The 16,892-nt window shown below is 36.9% G+C and carries 22 protein-coding genes and 1 other annotated feature; of the genes, 21 read left to right on the forward strand and 1 reads right to left on the reverse strand.

Features of this window, described 5'->3' with window-relative positions; all coding sequences use genetic code 11:
* Positions 1–72 precede the first annotated feature (72 nt).
* From ABDZ84_RS20775 to yajC, 19 genes are all read left to right on the forward strand, one after another.
* Complete coding sequence (locus tag ABDZ84_RS20775; protein ID WP_026681278.1) at positions 73–435, forward strand: cupin domain-containing protein; 363 nt, start codon at positions 73–75, stop codon at positions 433–435.
* 38 nt (positions 436–473) lie between these two features.
* The gene (locus ABDZ84_RS20780; RefSeq protein WP_152525421.1) at positions 474–719 is read left to right on the forward strand and encodes a hypothetical protein; all 246 of its coding nucleotides are present in this window, start codon (positions 474–476) and stop codon (positions 717–719) included.
* Between the two features lie 106 nt (positions 720–825).
* Positions 826–898 (forward strand) — a sequence feature (ribosomal protein L21 leader region).
* A 16-nt stretch (positions 899–914) separates the two neighbouring features.
* Positions 915–1,223, forward strand: a complete 309-nt coding sequence (gene rplU / locus ABDZ84_RS20785) for a 50S ribosomal protein L21 (RefSeq protein ID WP_343782863.1) — start codon at positions 915–917, stop codon at positions 1,221–1,223.
* An 11-nt stretch (positions 1,224–1,234) separates the two neighbouring features.
* A complete protein-coding gene (locus ABDZ84_RS20790; RefSeq protein WP_026681275.1) occupies positions 1,235–1,564 on the forward strand; it encodes a ribosomal-processing cysteine protease Prp in 330 nt (109 codons plus the stop codon).
* Between the two features lie 14 nt (positions 1,565–1,578).
* Entirely contained in the window at positions 1,579–1,869 is a 291-nt protein-coding gene (rpmA, locus tag ABDZ84_RS20795) for a 50S ribosomal protein L27 (protein ID WP_026681274.1), read from the forward strand.
* 129 nt (positions 1,870–1,998) lie between these two features.
* The gene (locus ABDZ84_RS20800) at positions 1,999–2,532 is read left to right on the forward strand and encodes a Spo0B domain-containing protein (RefSeq protein WP_026681273.1); all 534 of its coding nucleotides are present in this window, start codon (positions 1,999–2,001) and stop codon (positions 2,530–2,532) included.
* A gap of 13 nt (positions 2,533–2,545) precedes the next feature.
* A complete protein-coding gene (gene obgE / locus ABDZ84_RS20805) occupies positions 2,546–3,832 on the forward strand; it encodes a GTPase ObgE (protein ID WP_026681272.1) in 1,287 nt (428 codons plus the stop codon).
* Between the two features lie 74 nt (positions 3,833–3,906).
* On the forward strand, positions 3,907–4,761 hold the full coding sequence (gene pheA / locus ABDZ84_RS20810; RefSeq protein WP_026681271.1) for a prephenate dehydratase: 855 nt from the start codon (positions 3,907–3,909) through the stop codon (positions 4,759–4,761).
* A gap of 256 nt (positions 4,762–5,017) precedes the next feature.
* Positions 5,018–5,872: a SafA/ExsA family spore coat assembly protein gene (gene safA / locus ABDZ84_RS20815; RefSeq protein ID WP_051388314.1), complete on the forward strand. Its 855-nt coding sequence runs from the start codon at positions 5,018–5,020 to the stop codon at positions 5,870–5,872.
* On the forward strand, positions 5,865–6,824 hold the full coding sequence (locus tag ABDZ84_RS20820) for a phosphotransferase (protein WP_166530866.1): 960 nt from the start codon (positions 5,865–5,867) through the stop codon (positions 6,822–6,824). Before safA ends, ABDZ84_RS20820 begins: the two co-directional genes overlap by 8 nt.
* A 34-nt stretch (positions 6,825–6,858) precedes the next feature.
* Positions 6,859–7,599 (forward strand): NAD(+) synthase, encoded by a 741-nt coding sequence (gene nadE / locus ABDZ84_RS20825; protein WP_026681269.1) that lies wholly within the window; start codon positions 6,859–6,861, stop codon positions 7,597–7,599.
* Between the two features lie 70 nt (positions 7,600–7,669).
* Positions 7,670–8,242, forward strand: coding sequence for a YhcN/YlaJ family sporulation lipoprotein (locus ABDZ84_RS20830; protein WP_343782869.1), 573 nt, complete (start codon positions 7,670–7,672; stop codon positions 8,240–8,242).
* Positions 8,243–8,833: 591 nt separating this feature from the next.
* Complete coding sequence (locus tag ABDZ84_RS20835; protein ID WP_026681268.1) at positions 8,834–9,565, forward strand: YebC/PmpR family DNA-binding transcriptional regulator; 732 nt, start codon at positions 8,834–8,836, stop codon at positions 9,563–9,565.
* Positions 9,566–9,657: 92 nt separating this feature from the next.
* Positions 9,658–10,257: a Holliday junction branch migration protein RuvA gene (gene ruvA, locus ABDZ84_RS20840; protein ID WP_026681267.1), complete on the forward strand. Its 600-nt coding sequence runs from the start codon at positions 9,658–9,660 to the stop codon at positions 10,255–10,257.
* 18 nt (positions 10,258–10,275) lie between these two features.
* Complete coding sequence (gene ruvB, locus ABDZ84_RS20845) at positions 10,276–11,289, forward strand: Holliday junction branch migration DNA helicase RuvB (protein ID WP_343782870.1); 1,014 nt, start codon at positions 10,276–10,278, stop codon at positions 11,287–11,289.
* Positions 11,276–11,473, forward strand: coding sequence for a DUF2905 domain-containing protein (locus ABDZ84_RS20850; RefSeq protein ID WP_343782872.1), 198 nt, complete (start codon positions 11,276–11,278; stop codon positions 11,471–11,473). Before ruvB ends, ABDZ84_RS20850 begins: the two co-directional genes overlap by 14 nt.
* A gap of 21 nt (positions 11,474–11,494) precedes the next feature.
* Positions 11,495–12,529 (forward strand): tRNA preQ1(34) S-adenosylmethionine ribosyltransferase-isomerase QueA, encoded by a 1,035-nt coding sequence (queA, locus tag ABDZ84_RS20855; RefSeq protein ID WP_026681264.1) that lies wholly within the window; start codon positions 11,495–11,497, stop codon positions 12,527–12,529.
* A gap of 20 nt (positions 12,530–12,549) precedes the next feature.
* A complete protein-coding gene (tgt, locus tag ABDZ84_RS20860) occupies positions 12,550–13,689 on the forward strand; it encodes a tRNA guanosine(34) transglycosylase Tgt (RefSeq protein WP_026681263.1) in 1,140 nt (379 codons plus the stop codon).
* Positions 13,690–13,713: 24 nt separating this feature from the next.
* Positions 13,714–13,971, forward strand: a complete 258-nt coding sequence (gene yajC, locus ABDZ84_RS20865; RefSeq protein ID WP_026681262.1) for a preprotein translocase subunit YajC — start codon at positions 13,714–13,716, stop codon at positions 13,969–13,971.
* A gap of 302 nt (positions 13,972–14,273) precedes the next feature.
* On the opposite strand, the gene ABDZ84_RS20870 is transcribed toward yajC, so the two are convergent.
* Positions 14,274–14,660, reverse strand: a complete 387-nt coding sequence (locus tag ABDZ84_RS20870; protein WP_026681261.1) for a TIGR04086 family membrane protein — start codon at positions 14,658–14,660, stop codon at positions 14,274–14,276.
* A 140-nt stretch (positions 14,661–14,800) separates the two neighbouring features.
* On the opposite strand from ABDZ84_RS20870, the gene ABDZ84_RS20875 reads away from it, so the two are divergent.
* On the forward strand, positions 14,801–16,099 hold the full coding sequence (locus tag ABDZ84_RS20875; RefSeq protein ID WP_121605372.1) for an ArsB/NhaD family transporter: 1,299 nt from the start codon (positions 14,801–14,803) through the stop codon (positions 16,097–16,099).
* Between the two features lie 107 nt (positions 16,100–16,206).
* Complete coding sequence (locus ABDZ84_RS20880) at positions 16,207–16,533, forward strand: hypothetical protein (RefSeq protein WP_121605371.1); 327 nt, start codon at positions 16,207–16,209, stop codon at positions 16,531–16,533.
* The last annotated feature ends 359 nt before the right edge of the window (positions 16,534–16,892 follow it).

Consider the following 16,892-nt stretch of genomic DNA (forward strand, 5'->3'; position numbering starts at 1 on the left):
AATTGTTATCGTAGTTTAAACATTAAAACGACCTACTTTTCTATAAAGATTGTGCTCCTAAGGAGGTGTGATATGGATCAAGCAATAAACATAAAAGAAAAATTGACAAAGTTTAACGATTATTGGTCCCCAAAAGTGATTTCTGAGATGAATGACTATCAGTTTAAGCTAGTAAAAATCATAGGTGATTTTATATGGCATGATCACAAAGAAACAGATGAAGTGTTTATTGTCATAGATGGTGAGATGAAAATAGCTTTCCGTGATGGAGAAGTCCATCTTAGTAAGGGAGAAATGTACGTTATACCAAGAGGTGTCGAACATAAACCATTTGCTTCAGAGGAATGTCATGTAATGATTGTTGAGCCCAAGGGTGTTATAAATACTGGAGAAACAGTTTCACCATATACTGCTGAGAATGATGTATGGATATAACCGAAGTAGACATTAACAAAGTTGTAAGGAGAACAGATATGAAAATGGTTTTAAGTAGGGTTTCAACTTACTTGTTTGTAGTTGGATTAGCAGCCTATTTTTCTTTTTTATTTGGGATTGCTAATTTCTTGCTTATTGGTATAATAGCGTCCACTCTAGGTCTTATTGTCGCCTTTTTTGGTGAAAGAAGCATTTATAAAAAGATAGGTATTATAGGTAATGCGCTAATTATATTAATTGGTATTATATTTTCTATTGTAGTAATCGCTTTGTTTTGGAAATAATCGATTTAATCGCTTATATTCTATTACATTGACACAAAAATTGTCTCTGCCTCCTTGACAAATAACAAGCTATCATGATAGCATTAATACGTTATTCATCGTAGCACCAGTGCTACAACCGCGCAGAACAGGTTGTAAACTCTTCGTTGAGTACCTGTATGGCGAGTCTGAGTTAATCAAGGAGGTGCAAGAAGTATGTACGCTATTATTGAAACAGGTGGTAAACAAATCAAAGTAGAAGAAGGTCAAGAAATCTACATTGAAAAAGTTGCTGCTGAACAGGATGAAGCTGTTACGTTTGAAAAAGTTCTTTTCGTAGGTGGAGATGACGTGAAAGTTGGAGCACCATATGTTGAAGGTGCGACAGTCACTGCAAAAGTTGTAAAGCACGGTCGTCAAAAGAAAGTAACTGTATTCAAATATAAACCAAAAAAGAATTACCATCGTAAACAAGGCCATCGTCAGCCGTATACGAAATTGGTAATTGACAAAATTAACGCATAAGGAATTTGCTGATGATTCGAGTAACTGTATTTCGTACAAATGAGCGCATTACAGCGTTTGAACTTTCTGGACATGCTGATAGTGGTCCTTATGGCTATGATCTTGTTTGTGCAGGAGTATCAGCTGTATCAATTGGAACGATTAATGCGGTTATGGCTTTATGCGAAGTAGACCTTATCATTGAACAAGGTCAAGATGGTGGTTATCTTCATGTAACCATACCTGCTTCCATTTCGGAAGAAAAAATGGAACAGATTCAGTTATTATTTGAAGGTATGATTATCTCGTTAACTTCGATTGAACAAGAATATAGTGATTTTATACAGATTGAAAGTAAATAAGGAGGTGCATAGCTATGTTACGTCTGGATTTGCAATTTTTCTCACAGAAAAAAGGTGCAGGTAGTACAAAAAACGGTCGTGATTCAGAATCAAAACGCCTAGGTTCAAAGCGTGCCGATGGTCAATTTGTAACTGGTGGATCAATTCTTTACCGTCAACGTGGAACGAAGATTTATCCAGGTGAAAACGTTGGTCGTGGTGGGGATGATACACTTTTCTCTAAAATTGATGGCGTTGTAAAATTTGAACGTTATGGTCGTAACCGTAAAAAAGTAAGTGTATACCCTGTTGCTCAAGAAGCATAAGGTAGAAGAAAAACTCCAGCCAGTTCGTTGGCTGGAGTTTTTTTGAATTTAAAATTTTCTTGTATTTAAAAGCATAATGACCTTTCTATCTTTTTCTGCTATACTTTTCAACAAATGGGAGGGTGAAACATGAAAGATAGGGATGTTATGGAACTTCTGCAGCATTATAGACATGACTTAATGAACCATTTACAAGTAATTCATGGCTATGCTTCGATGGGGAAAATAGAAAAAGTAAAGAAGAAAACGAATGATACAATCTCTCTTTATCAACAAGAGCGGAAGTTAATGCATCTTCAAGGAAATGAATTCTTTTTATGGATAATTCAATTCCAGCATATGTATGAAGACGTGCGATTAGTGTACCATATACATACAGAAAATAAGGATATTCATGAATCAGATAAGCAGTTAACGAGCCAATGTAAAAAAATCGTTAAGTTGATACAATCTATGAATGAAGGACTTGAATTAATAACTATTGAGCTACACATACAAGCAATACAAAATGATAAATTAGAAATTAGGTTCATGATCAGCGATCTAGAGGAAAAAAGAGAACTGTTAATTGAAGAGATAAGGCGCATGGAAGCTAAGTATGCTATGACGACTTTATACAAAGATGAGTGGTTGCAGTGTAGCTTCTCTGTACCATGTCATTGAATGAGGTGAAAAGATGTTTGTCGATCAGGTTAGTGTTTATGTTAAGGCTGGGGATGGAGGCAATGGTTTAGTTGCGTACCGAAGAGAAAAGTATGTTCCAAAAGGTGGACCAGCTGGAGGAGATGGCGGAAATGGAGCAGATATCATTTTTAAAGTTGATGAAGGATTAAATACCTTGATGGACTTTCGCTACAATCGTCATTTTAAAGGAAAACGTGGGGAGAACGGTATGAGTAAAAATCAGCATGGTCGGAATGCAGAACCGTTGATAGTTCCTGTCCCACCGGGTACAACGGTAACGGATGAAGAAACAGATGAAGTGATAGCTGATCTAACCGTTCATAATCAGCAGGCTGTAATCGTTAAAGGAGGTAGAGGTGGAAGGGGGAATTCAAGGTTTGCAACCCCTCGTAACCCAGCTCCAGATATGGCTGAAAATGGTGAGCCTGGACAAGAGCGTACAATTCGAGTGGAGTTAAAGCTGATAGCAGATGTAGGGTTAGTTGGTTTCCCAAGTGTAGGTAAATCCACCTTTCTATCCGTTGTAAGTGCTGCAAAGCCAAAAATAGCTGATTATCATTTTACGACACTTGCACCAAATCTTGGTGTCGTTGAAACGAGTGATCAGCGAAGTTTCGTCATGGCTGACCTACCAGGATTAATTGAAGGTGCTCATGAAGGGATTGGATTAGGGCATCAATTTTTAAGGCATGTGGAACGAACACGAGTAATTGTTCATGTGATTGATATGGCAGCAACTGAGGGGAGAGACCCATATCAGGACTTTGTAAAGATAAATGAAGAACTGCAAGAATATGATCAAAAACTCATGCAGCGCCCGCAAATTATTGCTGCAAATAAAATGGACATGCCTGGTGCAGTAGACAACTTAGAAAAATTTAAACAAGCTTTAAATGGAACATATCCGATTTATGAAATATCTGCGCTTACGAAAGCAGGGCTAAGAGATATTTTATTTGCAATAGCAGATATATTGGAGACCACTCCAAAAATTGTTGAGGAAGAGGATGAAAGCCGAGAAGAGGAGAAAGTCGTATATCGTTATCATCAGGAAGATGCGCCTTTTAAGATTACGAGAGATGATGATGGTGCTTACGTATTGTCTGGAGCAAAGATTGAGAAGTTATTTAAGATGACAGACTTTACACGTGACGAAGCAGTTCAACGCTTTTCTAGACAATTGCGTGGAATGGGTGTAGATGATGCTTTACGAAAACGTGGTGCAGAGGATGGAGATACCATTCGATTATTGGATTTTGAATTCGAATTTATTGAGTAAAACAAAAATATAAAAATAATTAAAGGCAAGTAGTGAATATCTGGTGAAATGGGAGCATTAAGGGGGATAACGGTTTGACAGCAAAGATAGGTTATTTAGGACCAAAAGGGACGTTTACAAAATTAGCGGTTGATACAGCTTTTAATGGGGAAACGAAGCATAGTTTTGATACGATACCAGAATGTATTGATGCAGTAGAAGCAGATGAAATTGATGTCGGAGTTGTGCCTTTAGAAAATGCTATTGAAGGTACAGTACAGTTGACTGTTGATTACTTGGTACACCAAGTAAGAATCCCGATTATGTCGGAAATCGTTGTGCCAATTCAACAGCATCTCCTTGTCTCTCCTGATTTTTCAGGTGCTTTAACAGACGTAGAAGAGGTACATTCACACAGTCATGCAATTGCTCAATGTCATCAATATCTTCATAAGCATTTAAGTCAAGCCAGGCTGTGCTATACGTCTTCAACTGGTAAAGCTGCACAAATGGTTAGTGAAACTAATAAACCAATCGCGGCTATAGGTAATAAACTAGCTGCAAAAACGTATGGACTTCGTATGATTCAGGAAGATATTCATGATTTTCCAAACAATCACACAAGGTTTGCCGTATTAAGTAAAAATAAAGCGTCTGTTCATATTAATCATTCCGTACAGTCAGAAAAAACGACGCTATTAATTACACTGCCTAGTGATTATGCTGGTGCGCTTCATCAGGTATTGTCTGCATTTTCATGGCGAAAGATGAATCTTTCCAAGATTGAATCTAGACCAATGAAAACAGGTCTTGGAAATTATTTTTTCATTATTGACGTGAACCAACCGTATGATGATGTTCTTTTTCCAGGCGTTCGAGGTGAATTAGAAGCATTGGGTTGCAAGGTAACTATGCTTGGAACTTATCCGGTTTATCAAATGGATGTATAAGGTAGCTGTAAAGTTACGCATCATTTGACGTTGTAACGATCGGACCTATGTTTTCTTATGACCATCTGCTTTTTATAAAAATAGCTACCTGCTTTTATAGTTGGGTGGCTATTTTTATGTTCATTGCAGTTATATGAGCTCTTCGGTGAACGACTGTTATAATAGCTAGTTAAATTAATCAACATTTAAACTTTTGTTGCATATGTTGGTATAGAGTAATTAGCCCAGATATGAAATGAAAGGAGTTTGATTAATTTTGAAGATACACATCGTACAAAAAGGGGATACACTTTGGGAAATTTCCCAGCAATATGGAGTAGATTTTGAAGAGCTAAAACAGCTTAACAGCCAAATTTCTAGTCCTGATATGATTATGCCTGGGATGAAGATAAAAATTCCAGGATCCACCAAAGCTGTGAAGCAGACACAAATGCAGCATAAGCCAAAAGAACAAGTGAAAACACCGTATAAAGATGTTTCTCCAAAGCCGTTACCTGTTATAAAAGAAGATGATAAGGAGAAACAAAAAATGATGAAGCCAGAAATGCCTGTACATCAAATGCCACCTATGCCGGCTCAACCAATGATGCAGATGCCGGTTATGGAGCAAGAATTCCAAAATTACACGACTATTAATTTTCCACAAATGCATATGCCAAAGCAACCTGAGCCAAAGCCTGCTAAGAAAGAGGAGCCTAAAAAAGAAAAACCTCATGTAAAACCAATGCCTCAACCGCAGGTACCTATGGTGCCATTATGCTGTTATGTGATGGATCCTTGTTATCCACCAGTACCATTTCAAATGATGGGGCCAGCTCCACAGGGATATTACGGCGCGCCACACCACGGTTACCCAATGCCACAAGTACAGGGTGCAATGTACGGCCAAGACAAAGATTGTGGATGTGGTGGTTCAGGTTCTCACGAAATGTATAGGAATCCAGAGTATCAAGTCCCGCCACAATCACAGCAACCAACTAGTCAATCACCTAACCTTTATCCACCTTTAGGGCAAGAAATGTACCAGTCTCCTCATCCAATGCCACCTGGTTATATGCCTTATGCAAATCTAAATAACCAGTCCGCTAATGGAAATTCTCAAGGTGAATAGAAAAATTAGAAGAGACGAAAGTTATTATCGTCTCTCTTCTTTTTTGTCCCAAGTAGGTGGTATAGAAGTTAAAGCTATTCAGAAAATAAAAAAATCTACAGTATACCTTGTTAAAACTAGTAATCAGAAGCTAATTTTAAAAAAGCATTCTAACAAAGGGAATGTTTTAAAGCAATGGGGGTTTTTTGAAAAAGTTAATAGTCCGTTCATTAATTCGTTTTCTCATTTCCCAAATGGCAAGCTATACCTTGAAGAAGATGAAGGAGTTTGGACCATAGCAGCATACATTATTGGCGAAAAGTTACATTACAAAAATGAGCAGGATCGAATAAAAGCGGTTTATTGTTTGAAACAATTTCATAAAACAGCACGTAATATTCATGTGAATTCAAGATATTTAAATACTACACCTTATTTACATCGGTGGTACCACCGGTTCCATTTATTTAAAGAAACGAAGCCCATATTTGAAGCATACAATTATAGGGAACTTTATACGGATATCGTGAAGACAACAACGCTTCACTTAAAGCGCATTACCCAATTTCCTTGGCAGATTTACGAAGAGGATGCTAAGCATAAAGGTCTCTGGATTCATGGTGACGTCGCAGGACATAATTTTATCAATAATAATAATCAGCATACAACATTAATTGACTTTGATTTACTACAAAATACAGCACCGTTGTATGATTATATTCAGCTTGGTCAGCGGTTTTTACCCTATCTAAATTGGGATATAAATAAATTGTTGGCATACGAAATGATAGCTCAGCAGGATCAGAAAGCATGGTTGAATGCGATTTGTATACCAGTAGATATGATGCGTGAATGGCTTCATTTTCTAAAGAGAAATAAAAATGATAATCCGATATCCGAACTTGTTCGCATGCAAGATTCTTGGGAGAAGCGACAATATTTTTTCAATGATATGAAAATAATGCTAAAATAAATATGGAGGATCAATTTAGCAAGGAGCGATACGAATGGAAAAAGAAGTGAATCAAATAGTTGAATGGCTACGTGACCAAGTAAAATCTGCAGGTGTAGACGGATTATTAGTAGGAATTAGTGGTGGGATTGATTCAGCTGTTGTTGCGCATTTAATTAAACGTGCTTGTCCTAATAATTCCTTAGGAGTACTTATGCCAATTAATACAAGTGAAGTGAATATGCAGGATGCTAGAGCAGTTACGGAAAGCTGTAATTTAAACTCTATCACAGTAGATTTAACGGAAGCTCGTGAAGCAATGTATTGTAATATCAAAAAAGAATTGAAGGAAAATAAGACATATCAAGAAGACAATACCCGGCTTGCTCAAGCCAATTTAAGTGCTAGGTTACGTATGAGTACATTGTACACTGTCGCAACACATCATAATTATCTTGTCGTTGGAACGGATAACGCAGCAGAATGGTATACAGGCTATTTTACAAAATATGGTGATGGTGGTGTCGATATTTTACCAATCGTTGAATTTACGAAGGGGGAAGTGAAGGAATTAGCAGCATATCTAGGTATTCCTCAATCAGTGCTTGATAAGCAACCGAGTGCAGATTTATGGGAAGGTCAAACAGATGAGAAAGAGATGGGTACTTCCTATGCCAAGATTGATGCTTTTATCAAAGGTGAGTCTATTCCTGAACAAGATAAATCAACTATTTTAGCTATGCATAAACGAACAGCTCATAAAAGGGATCCGTTACCACAATTCAAAAGAAATTAGTAATTTTTCCTTAAATTAACTGTGTAAAAATACCTTCCTTATCCAAACTATTAATAAGGGAGGTATTCCTATGTGGACAAAGAAAGCATTTATAATAGCTGCTTTTTTCACGATGGTTGCTTGTGCGAATGACAATGGTGTAAACGAAGATGCGCAGCGAGAAATAGATAGAAAAAATACACAGCCTATTCACTATGAGACGAATCAAGAGAAAAAAGAACGTTTACATGTCCGTGACCAGACTATTGGAGAAAAAGGTGGATATCCGCAGACTCACCAAGATAAAGCAAATGATGCAAACAATAAAAATGGGTACACTGATGTATTTACGAATGAAGAAGCGCAAATGATTGCAGAAACGCTGCAAAATAAACGTGAAATTGTACAAGCGCAGGTGGCGTCAACGGACGATCGCATTATTGTTGGTGTGATTTTACAAGCGCATGCCAAACAAAAAGATTCTGTCCAGCAAATTAAAAAAGAAGTAAAAAAGCTAGTGCCAAATACGGATAAACAGATTATTGTATATACAGATGATATCCATTGGGATCGTATGAAAAACCTCGATGCAAGGCTGAAGGCCAAAAATAATGGAGATAAAATTGAACAATATATCAATGAATTTATTAACAATAATAATTGAGGCTGAGACAAACGTAATTAAGAAGCAATAAAAAAAGAACAATAAGGTACCGACCCCCTGAAGTTAGAGTAAAAAATCTAATTTCAGGGCGTGTTTTTGTGGCTAAATATAGTGAAGAATTTAAAGGGAAGGTTGTCACCGAGTATATAGATGGGCGTGTTGAGCCACGTCCAGATCCAGCGGCCAGAAACGAGGTGACTTCACGAATCGCCCTACGTTTCTAAATTGGCGCTTGCGCTTTAGTTCTTAGAATAATTAATATAGCAACTGAAATATCCTTGAAAAGAAGAACGCTTTTTCAGTGTGTGATGTATCGCTAACGAAGCCTTCCTTATCTAGCGGGAACAGCACGAGTCAGAAGACTCACTTGGTAACGTGTTTTTCTTTACCAAGTTAGCTGAGTCCGTGCTCGCGGAAAGCAAGTATATTTTCATGGTACATCGATGATATTCCTGTTAATAACATGATTATTCATATTTTGAGTAATGAAGTTGTGTTTTGTCTCCACCTTTTTCTTTTGTCAAAACCTTTAAGAAAGCCTATTTTTTTGTTATAGTAATAAAGGAAAATTCTAGAGAGGAGAATGTCCTCATGGCTGGTCATTCTAAATGGAAAAATATTCAAAGACGTAAAAATGCACAAGACGCAAAAAAAGGAAAAATCTTTATGCGTCATGCAAAAGATATTTATACGGCTGCTAAACAGGGTGGCGGTGATCTGTCAACGAATGCTAGTCTTCGGTTAGCAGTAGATAAAGCAAAAGCAGATAATATGCCGAATGATAATATAGATCGAGCAATTAAAAAAGCTACAGGTACTTTAGATGGTGCTAGTTTTGAAGAGATCACATATGAAGGCTATGGCCCTGGTGGAGTAGCGGTCATTGTCAATGTATTAACAGATAATAAAAACAGAACAGCAGCAGATATACGTCATGCTTTTAAAAAGCATAATGGTAACCTAGGAGAAAATGGTAGTGTGTCATTTATGTTTGATCGTAAAGGGTATATTGTTATCTCGAATGAAGACGGATCGATTGATGAGGATGAATTAACACTGGAAGCATTAGAAGGAGGAGCTGAAGATATAAGTAGCGAAGAAGATGCTTACGAAATATTTACATCTCCAGAAGAATTCCAAGCTGTTGTTGCTCATTTGCAGGAATCGGGCTTTCAAATTGCTGATTCCGAAGTAACATTAATTCCGCAGACATACAGCTCTTTAGCAGAGAATGATGAATCAAATATGTTAAATCTAATTGAAACGTTAGAAGAAAATGAAGATGTTCAAGACATTCATCATAATCTGGAAGTTACAGACTAAGAATTAAAACTTCTATTTCTTTACGAAGGAATAGAAGTTTATTCATTTATAGCTACTTATGATAAAATGAATGAAGAGAAGGAGTAGGATAAATGATAGCTTATATTAAAGGAATACTTACATATATACAAGATGATTCAATAATTGTTGATGTTCAAGGGGTTGGTTACGAGATCATATGTGCGAATCCTTTTGTATTTCAGTCTTTTGAACATAATGAAGTATTTGTTTATACATATCATCATGTTCGAGAAGATACACAATTATTATATGGGTTTAAGAACGAAGAAGAGAAATATCTATTTACTAAGCTAATCTCGGTGTCAGGAATTGGACCAAAAGGTGCATTAGCGATTTTAGCTTCGGTTGATGTGGCTGGATTTGCAGCTGCAATCGAAAGAGAAGACGATGCATTTTTAACCAGCTTTCCAGGAATCGGTAAGAAAACGGCGCGTCAAATTATTTTGGACTTAAAAGGAAAGTTAACGGTTGCTGTCGATTATAGCTCTGCAACCGAGTCGGCCTTCAAGCAAAATAAGAATGAAATGCTTGTACAAGAAGCACAGGAAGCTTTGAAAGCACTGGGGTATACAGAAAAAGAAATAAAAACGGTTATACCAACATTACAAAAAGAAAATACGTTGAATACAGACGAATTAATCCGAAAAGCTTTGGGATTACTAATGAAATAGTAGAGGAGGGAGATAATAATGGAAGAACGTGTAGTCACTGGAGAGTTTCAAGAGGAAGATTCCTCTGTCGAGCTGAATCTTCGTCCAACTACGTTATCACAGTATATTGGTCAGCAGAAAGTAAAGGAAAATTTAAGTATATTTATTCAAGCTGCAAAGATGCGAGAAGAGCCTCTCGATCATGTACTACTATATGGACCACCAGGGTTGGGAAAGACAACGCTTGCTGCTATCATCGCAAATGAGATGGGTGTTCAATTTCGATCCACATCTGGACCAGCAATTGAACGGGCAGGAGATCTTGCTGCTATATTATCATCATTAGAACCTGGGGACGTATTGTTTATCGATGAAATTCACCGACTTCCTCGCTCTGTCGAGGAAGTATTATATCCTGCCATGGAAGATTTTTTTCTCGATATTGTTATTGGAACTGGACCAAGTGCTCGTTCTGTAAGAATTGATTTACCTCCTTTTACGTTAGTCGGAGCTACGACTAGAGCTGGGCTATTATCCGCACCGTTACGCGACCGTTTTGGTGTATTAAGTAGACTTGAATTTTACGAGGCAAAGGATCTGTGTGCAATTATTGAACGAACAGCTGAAATATTTAACACATCCATATCGCAAGCCGCAGCTGTTGAAGTTGCTCGACGTTCTAGAGGAACGCCGAGGATTGCTAATCGCTTACTAAAGCGAATCCGTGATATTTCCCAAGTTAAAGGGGAAGAGGAAATTAGCATTGATACGACAGGTGAAGCTTTAGAAATGCTACAAGTAGACAAAGAAGGATTAGATCATATTGATCATAAGCTTTTAAAGGGAATCATTCATAGCTTTCAAGGAGGACCAGTAGGCTTAGATACAATTGCTGCAACAATTGGAGAAGAATCACAAACGATTGAAGATGTATATGAGCCATACTTATTACAAATTGGTTTCATTCAGCGAACTCCTCGGGGAAGAGTCACAACACCAAAGGCTTACGAACACTTTGGTCTGAAGGTAGCGGATGAAAATGAACATCGGTAAACTATTTATTCTGCTTGGTTTACTCTTCCTTGTCATTGGAATTATTTGGACCATTATTGGTAAATTACCAGGTGATATTACGATTAAAAAGGGGAATTTTGTTTTTCATTTCCCAATCGTAACTTCTATAGCAGTCAGTATTATACTAACACTTTTATTTTACATCTTTGGCAAGTATCGCTAAACATAGGTAAGGAGATTAAGGATGAATATTGATGAGTTTGATTTTGATTTACCAGAAGAACTGATAGCACAGACACCATTGAAAGATCGATCAGCTTCAAGGCTACTGGTATTAGATAGGCAAAGTGGAGATATAGAGCATCAACAGTTTATAGATATCAAAAACTATTTTAAAAAAGGAGATTGCTTGGTATTAAATGATACACGAGTACTGCCTGCACGTTTACATGGTATGAAAGAAGAGACTGGAGCAAGTGTAGAAATTTTGCTATTACATCAAACAGATAACGATGCTTGGGAAGTACTGGCAAAGCCAGCTAAAAAAGTAAAAATAGGAACGGAGATCATTTTTGGTGACGGACAACTGAAAGCTACGTGTACGGGATTAAAGGATCATGGTGGCCGAATTGTTGAATTTACCTATGAGGGGATCTTCTATGAAGTACTGGAGGGCTTAGGAGAAATGCCCTTGCCGCCATATATTAAAGAACAATTGCCAGATCAGGAGAAGGAAAGGTATCAGACTGTGTACGCAAAGGAGGAAGGATCAGCTGCTGCACCAACGGCAGGATTACATTTTACAAAAGAATTGTTAGATGAGTTGCAAGAAATGGGAGTTATTATAACTTTTATTACCTTACACGTAGGGTTAGGTACTTTCCGACCAGTTAGCGTAGATAATGTTGAAGAACATAAAATGCATGCTGAGTTTTATCATATGACTAAAGAAACAGCAGATATTCTTAATCATGTAAAAGAAAGTAACGGAAGAATTATTTCCGTTGGTACTACCTCTACAAGAACATTAGAAACAATTGCTAGAGATAACAGTGGTGTATTCACGGAAACAAGTGGGTGGACAGATATATTTATATATCCACCTTATGAATTTAAAGCCATAAATGGTTTAATTACAAACTTTCATTTGCCAAAATCTACGCTAATTATGCTGATTAGCGCATTTGCCGATAAAAATAAAGTCTTAAAAGCATACCAAGAAGCGGTAGATCAAAGATATCGATTTTTTAGCTTTGGTGATGCCATGTTAATTATATAAACTAAAAGGAAGAATATTTTATGACACCTATCACATATGAATTAATTAAAACTTGTAAACAAACAGGTGCTAGACTTGGACGAGTCCATACACCACATGGATCATTTGATACACCAGCCTTTATGCCTGTTGGAACATTAGCAACTGTTAAGACAATGAGCCCAGAAGAATTAAAAGATATGAATGCAAATATCATTTTATCAAATACGTATCATCTATGGCTTCGTCCTGGTCATGATATTGTAAAGGAAGCAGGGGGACTACATCGCTTTATGAATTGGGATGGAGCAATCCTAACCGATTCTGGTGGATTTCAAGTTTTTAGCTTGAGTGATATGCGTAAAATCACAGAAGAGGGTGTTCATTTTCGCAATCATTTAAGTGGTGAGAAACTCTTTTTATCACCTGAGAAGGCTATAAATATACAAAATGACCTTGGTTCTGATATAATGATGGCGTTTGATGAATGTCCACCATATCCTGCGGAGCACAGTTATATGAAGGATTCTGTGGAGCGAACCTCCCGATGGGCAGAGAGATGTCTAGCTGCACATCAACGAAAAAAGGATCAAGGATTATTTGGTATTATTCAGGGTGGAGAGTATGAAGGTCTGCGTAGACAAAGTGCGGAAGATCTTGTTTCACTTGATTTCCCAGGCTATGCTATAGGTGGGTTATCTGTTGGGGAACCGAAGGACGTAATGAATCGGGTGCTTGAGTTTACTACACCATTAATGCCAACTAATAAACCTAGGTATTTAATGGGGGTTGGATCTCCAGACTCTTTAATTGATGGTGCGTTACGAGGAATTGACATGTTTGATTGTGTGCTCCCTACGAGAATTGCTAGAAATGGGACCTGCATGACGTCAAATGGACGATTAGTAGTAAGAAATGCGAAGTATGCACGTGATTTTAATCCAATTGATGAAAATTGTGATTGCCATGTGTGTAAAAATTATACGCGCGCTTATATCCGACATTTAATTAAGTGTAATGAAACATTCGGATTTAGGCTTACTACTTATCATAATCTCTATTTTCTGTTAAAATTAATGAAGCAAGTACGAACAGCTATAAGCGAAGATCGACTTGGCTCATTTAAAGAAGAATTCTTTGAACAATACGGTTTCAATAAACCCGACGCAAGGAATTTCTAATAATTTGAAAGGAGGAATTCAATAATGGAAATGCTTGTTTCTTTATTACCTATTATCCTGATGTTTGTTATTTTCTACTTCTTGCTAATACGTCCTCAGCAAAAACGTCAAAAGCAAGTGAGACAAATGCAGTCAGACTTACAAAAGGGAGACACGGTAATTACAATTGGTGGCTTTCATGGTGAGATTCACGCTATGGATGAAAACACAGTAGTTATACAAGGCGGTGACGGTTCAAAGCTTACGTATGACCGTTCTGCGATTCGTGAAGTAAAACAATAAGACTAGCCTATAAACTCGTCGGGTAAGCAATAGACAAAGTGTCTGTTGCTTATACCATGAGAAATGTAGAAAGTAAAATGGATACATAATATAAAGGACAGCACACCGTGATAAATGTTTGGTGTGCTGTCCTTTACTTATCGGGAAGTATTCTTTTTAAGCTTAGATATAAGCCGTTTCTTGAAAAATGGATTGTTTATAATGCCTGTTATTAAAGACAACAGCATTCATGCGACAGGATAATGGCAAAAGTAAATCCGCTTGGACTTATTATCAAAACGGATGTACTTGTCTCAACGAAATTAGTTTTCAGTTGGCTGTGGTCCAACGATATTAACACCAACCGACCCACCGAGCAAAGCTGCTGCAATATACCCCATATGATGTAGCGACTGTTCTAATGTAAATCCTTGTTGATAGCCTAAGTATTGAACTAGAAAAATGAATAGCGTGAAACCAACACCGGTGACAGATCCGATCATCCATCCTTTTTCCTTTCCTTTCATTCCGGCAGCCATCCCACCAATAAAGAGCGAGAGCAAACCAATAATGAGAGTAACCCACGATAACGTAGGTTCATTAAATGAGGTAAATCGAAGTAATAAAGCCAAAATAAAGCTAGCTACCAGTATTAAGCCTAATACGGTAATCCATCCGTATAATAATGCTGTAACATGTTGTTTGTGCACCCTGATCTCTCCTTTCAAGATTGTCCACTTAATTAATCGTATTCATAAACAAAAAATAATAGACGAAAAATATTTTGTTATTTTCTAACATATAGTGTATTAAGGCGTGTAAAAGTGGAAGAAAGGAAAGCAGGTGTAAGATGGAAATTATTCTTGCTACAATCATATTTATTATTTGTTATATATTTATCATGACTGAAAAGGTGAATCGTGCTGTTGTAACAATGACTGGTGGAACATTATTATTACTTACAGGTATATATACAACGGAAAAAATGCTTGTCGATTATATTGACTGGAATACGATTGCTCTTTTATTTTCAATGATGGTATTGATTGCAATTACAGAGAAGACCGGTCTATTCTCTTATATTGCGATTCGATTTGCTCAGCGCGTAAAAGGAGCGCCAATTCCATTGCTAATTGGAGCTAGCATACTAACTGGAATAGGTTCAGCTATGTTAGATAATGTAACGACTGTATTAATTTTTGTGCCTATTATCCTTAAAATCACTAAACTATTGAAACTTCCTGCGTTTCCATATCTTGTTACAATTATATTTAGCTCTAACATAGGTGGTGCAGCAACATTGATAGGTGATCCACCAAACATTATGATTGGACAAGCAGTTGAGCACTTAACCTTCTCTTCTTTTCTCATTCATGTCGCTCCAGTTGCAATCATACTGTTTGTCATTATGTTAGTATTGGTTTCTTTTTTGTTTCGAAATACATTAAAACGAAAGTCAATAGAAATTGAAGAATTAGTAAAGATTAATGCGGCATCGTATTTGAATAAAACACCAATGCTTTATCAATCGATCACAGTTCTTATACTAACGATTTCCGGGTTTTTATTTCATGCATTTCTTCATGTTGAATTAACAGCAATTGCTTTATCTGGAGCGATATTATTATTGCTTCTTACAGAGAAGGAGCTAGCTACAGAGCAAATTTTTGAAAAAGTGGAATGGGTAACACTCTTCTTCTTTATTGGTTTGTTTACACTTGTTGGTGGTCTGGAAGAGGTAGGGGTTATAGATGAATTAGCAAGAGCAATTGTCGTTTCAACGGATGGCGATTATGTAAAAACTACATTACTAATCCTATGGATATCAGGATTATTTTCTGGTGTGGTTGACAATATTCCGTTTGTAGCGGCTATGATACCGGTTGTTCAAGAATTTGAGAGTTATGGAATGGTTTATCTAGATCCAATATGGTGGTCACTAGCATTAGGAGCATGTCTGGGAGGTAATGCAACACTTGTAGGTGCTTCCGCCAATGTAGTTGTTGCAGGATTAGCTGAAGGTGCTAAACAAAAAATACCATTTATTCGCTTTTTATTATATGGGTTCCCGTTAGTCATTATCTCGCTTATTATTGCAACCATATATATTTATTTACGTTATCTAATCCCTTATATGGATCAAGTATAAGCATATTTATTCATTAAATTGATCCTAACAACTAATTACATTAATTATGAAACTTTTTAGATAATTATTCGTATAAACAAATAAAGCTATGATATGGGAGGATAACGGTGAAAAATATAGGCTTGATTATTATAACATTATGTGTGATCTTCGGTGCGAATTGGGGAATTGCTTCTATGTTTGATGCTGAATGGATTGAATTTTCCTTTTTGATTGGATTAGTATTTGTTGTGATTATTTGGTTCTTTACTTCATCAGGGGGGTATACTACAAATCTGGTGCGGATGAGTGTTCAATCGCAGACAGGAATGAAAATGGAAGAGGAGAAAAAGCAATTTACCCCCTCTATCGTTTTTTATACCGCAGTTGGTTATTTGGTGATTTCAGTTATCGTGACAATCTATTATTATAAGGATTATTTTATCTCAAGTTAACTAACTTTACTGATTTTTTTCATTTATCAACCATAGTCAATCTGTCTTAGAGCAATAAAGTAAAAGCCGAACTTCAATCAGTTTGGCTTTTATGGGTTCTAAGCTATTTGTTGTGGTTATGGTAAGCTTCATGCAGCGAAGGGAATATACAGAGCTTCCACTAAGGAGAAAAAGTACTAGGCAAACTCAGAGGCGAACCAACTCTTTCTGAATCGTTTTCCTTAACGCTGCACAAGCACTCACGTCACCAAATATTTACATACAACGATGCTTTTGAGCTTTTCCTTGTAAGTTAAGAAAGTATAAAATCAGTGCAATGACTGCGTTAAGCCAAGTAGTTATTTTGAAATGTTAGATGT

This window comes from Virgibacillus salarius, assembly GCF_039521925.1.
Lineage (GTDB): Bacteria > Bacillota > Bacilli > Bacillales > Amphibacillaceae > Virgibacillus > Virgibacillus salarius.

Coding starts and splice junctions, on each gene's coding strand:
- ABDZ84_RS20775 (WP_026681278.1), top strand. CDS start 73: ATGGATCAAGCAATAAACATAAAAGAAAAATTGACAAAGTTTAACGAT.
- ABDZ84_RS20780 (WP_152525421.1), top strand. CDS start 474: ATGAAAATGGTTTTAAGTAGGGTTTCAACTTACTTGTTTGTAGTTGGA.
- rplU (WP_343782863.1), top strand. CDS start 915: ATGTACGCTATTATTGAAACAGGTGGTAAACAAATCAAAGTAGAAGAA.
- ABDZ84_RS20790 (WP_026681275.1), top strand. CDS start 1,235: ATGATTCGAGTAACTGTATTTCGTACAAATGAGCGCATTACAGCGTTT.
- rpmA (WP_026681274.1), top strand. CDS start 1,579: ATGTTACGTCTGGATTTGCAATTTTTCTCACAGAAAAAAGGTGCAGGT.
- ABDZ84_RS20800 (WP_026681273.1), top strand. CDS start 1,999: ATGAAAGATAGGGATGTTATGGAACTTCTGCAGCATTATAGACATGAC.
- obgE (WP_026681272.1), top strand. CDS start 2,546: ATGTTTGTCGATCAGGTTAGTGTTTATGTTAAGGCTGGGGATGGAGGC.
- nadE (WP_026681269.1), top strand. CDS start 6,859: ATGGAAAAAGAAGTGAATCAAATAGTTGAATGGCTACGTGACCAAGTA.
- ABDZ84_RS20830 (WP_343782869.1), top strand. CDS start 7,670: ATGTGGACAAAGAAAGCATTTATAATAGCTGCTTTTTTCACGATGGTT.
- ABDZ84_RS20835 (WP_026681268.1), top strand. CDS start 8,834: ATGGCTGGTCATTCTAAATGGAAAAATATTCAAAGACGTAAAAATGCA.
- ruvA (WP_026681267.1), top strand. CDS start 9,658: ATGATAGCTTATATTAAAGGAATACTTACATATATACAAGATGATTCA.
- ruvB (WP_343782870.1), top strand. CDS start 10,276: ATGGAAGAACGTGTAGTCACTGGAGAGTTTCAAGAGGAAGATTCCTCT.
- ABDZ84_RS20850 (WP_343782872.1), top strand. CDS start 11,276: ATGAACATCGGTAAACTATTTATTCTGCTTGGTTTACTCTTCCTTGTC.
- queA (WP_026681264.1), top strand. CDS start 11,495: ATGAATATTGATGAGTTTGATTTTGATTTACCAGAAGAACTGATAGCA.
- tgt (WP_026681263.1), top strand. CDS start 12,550: ATGACACCTATCACATATGAATTAATTAAAACTTGTAAACAAACAGGT.
- yajC (WP_026681262.1), top strand. CDS start 13,714: ATGGAAATGCTTGTTTCTTTATTACCTATTATCCTGATGTTTGTTATT.
- ABDZ84_RS20875 (WP_121605372.1), top strand. CDS start 14,801: ATGGAAATTATTCTTGCTACAATCATATTTATTATTTGTTATATATTT.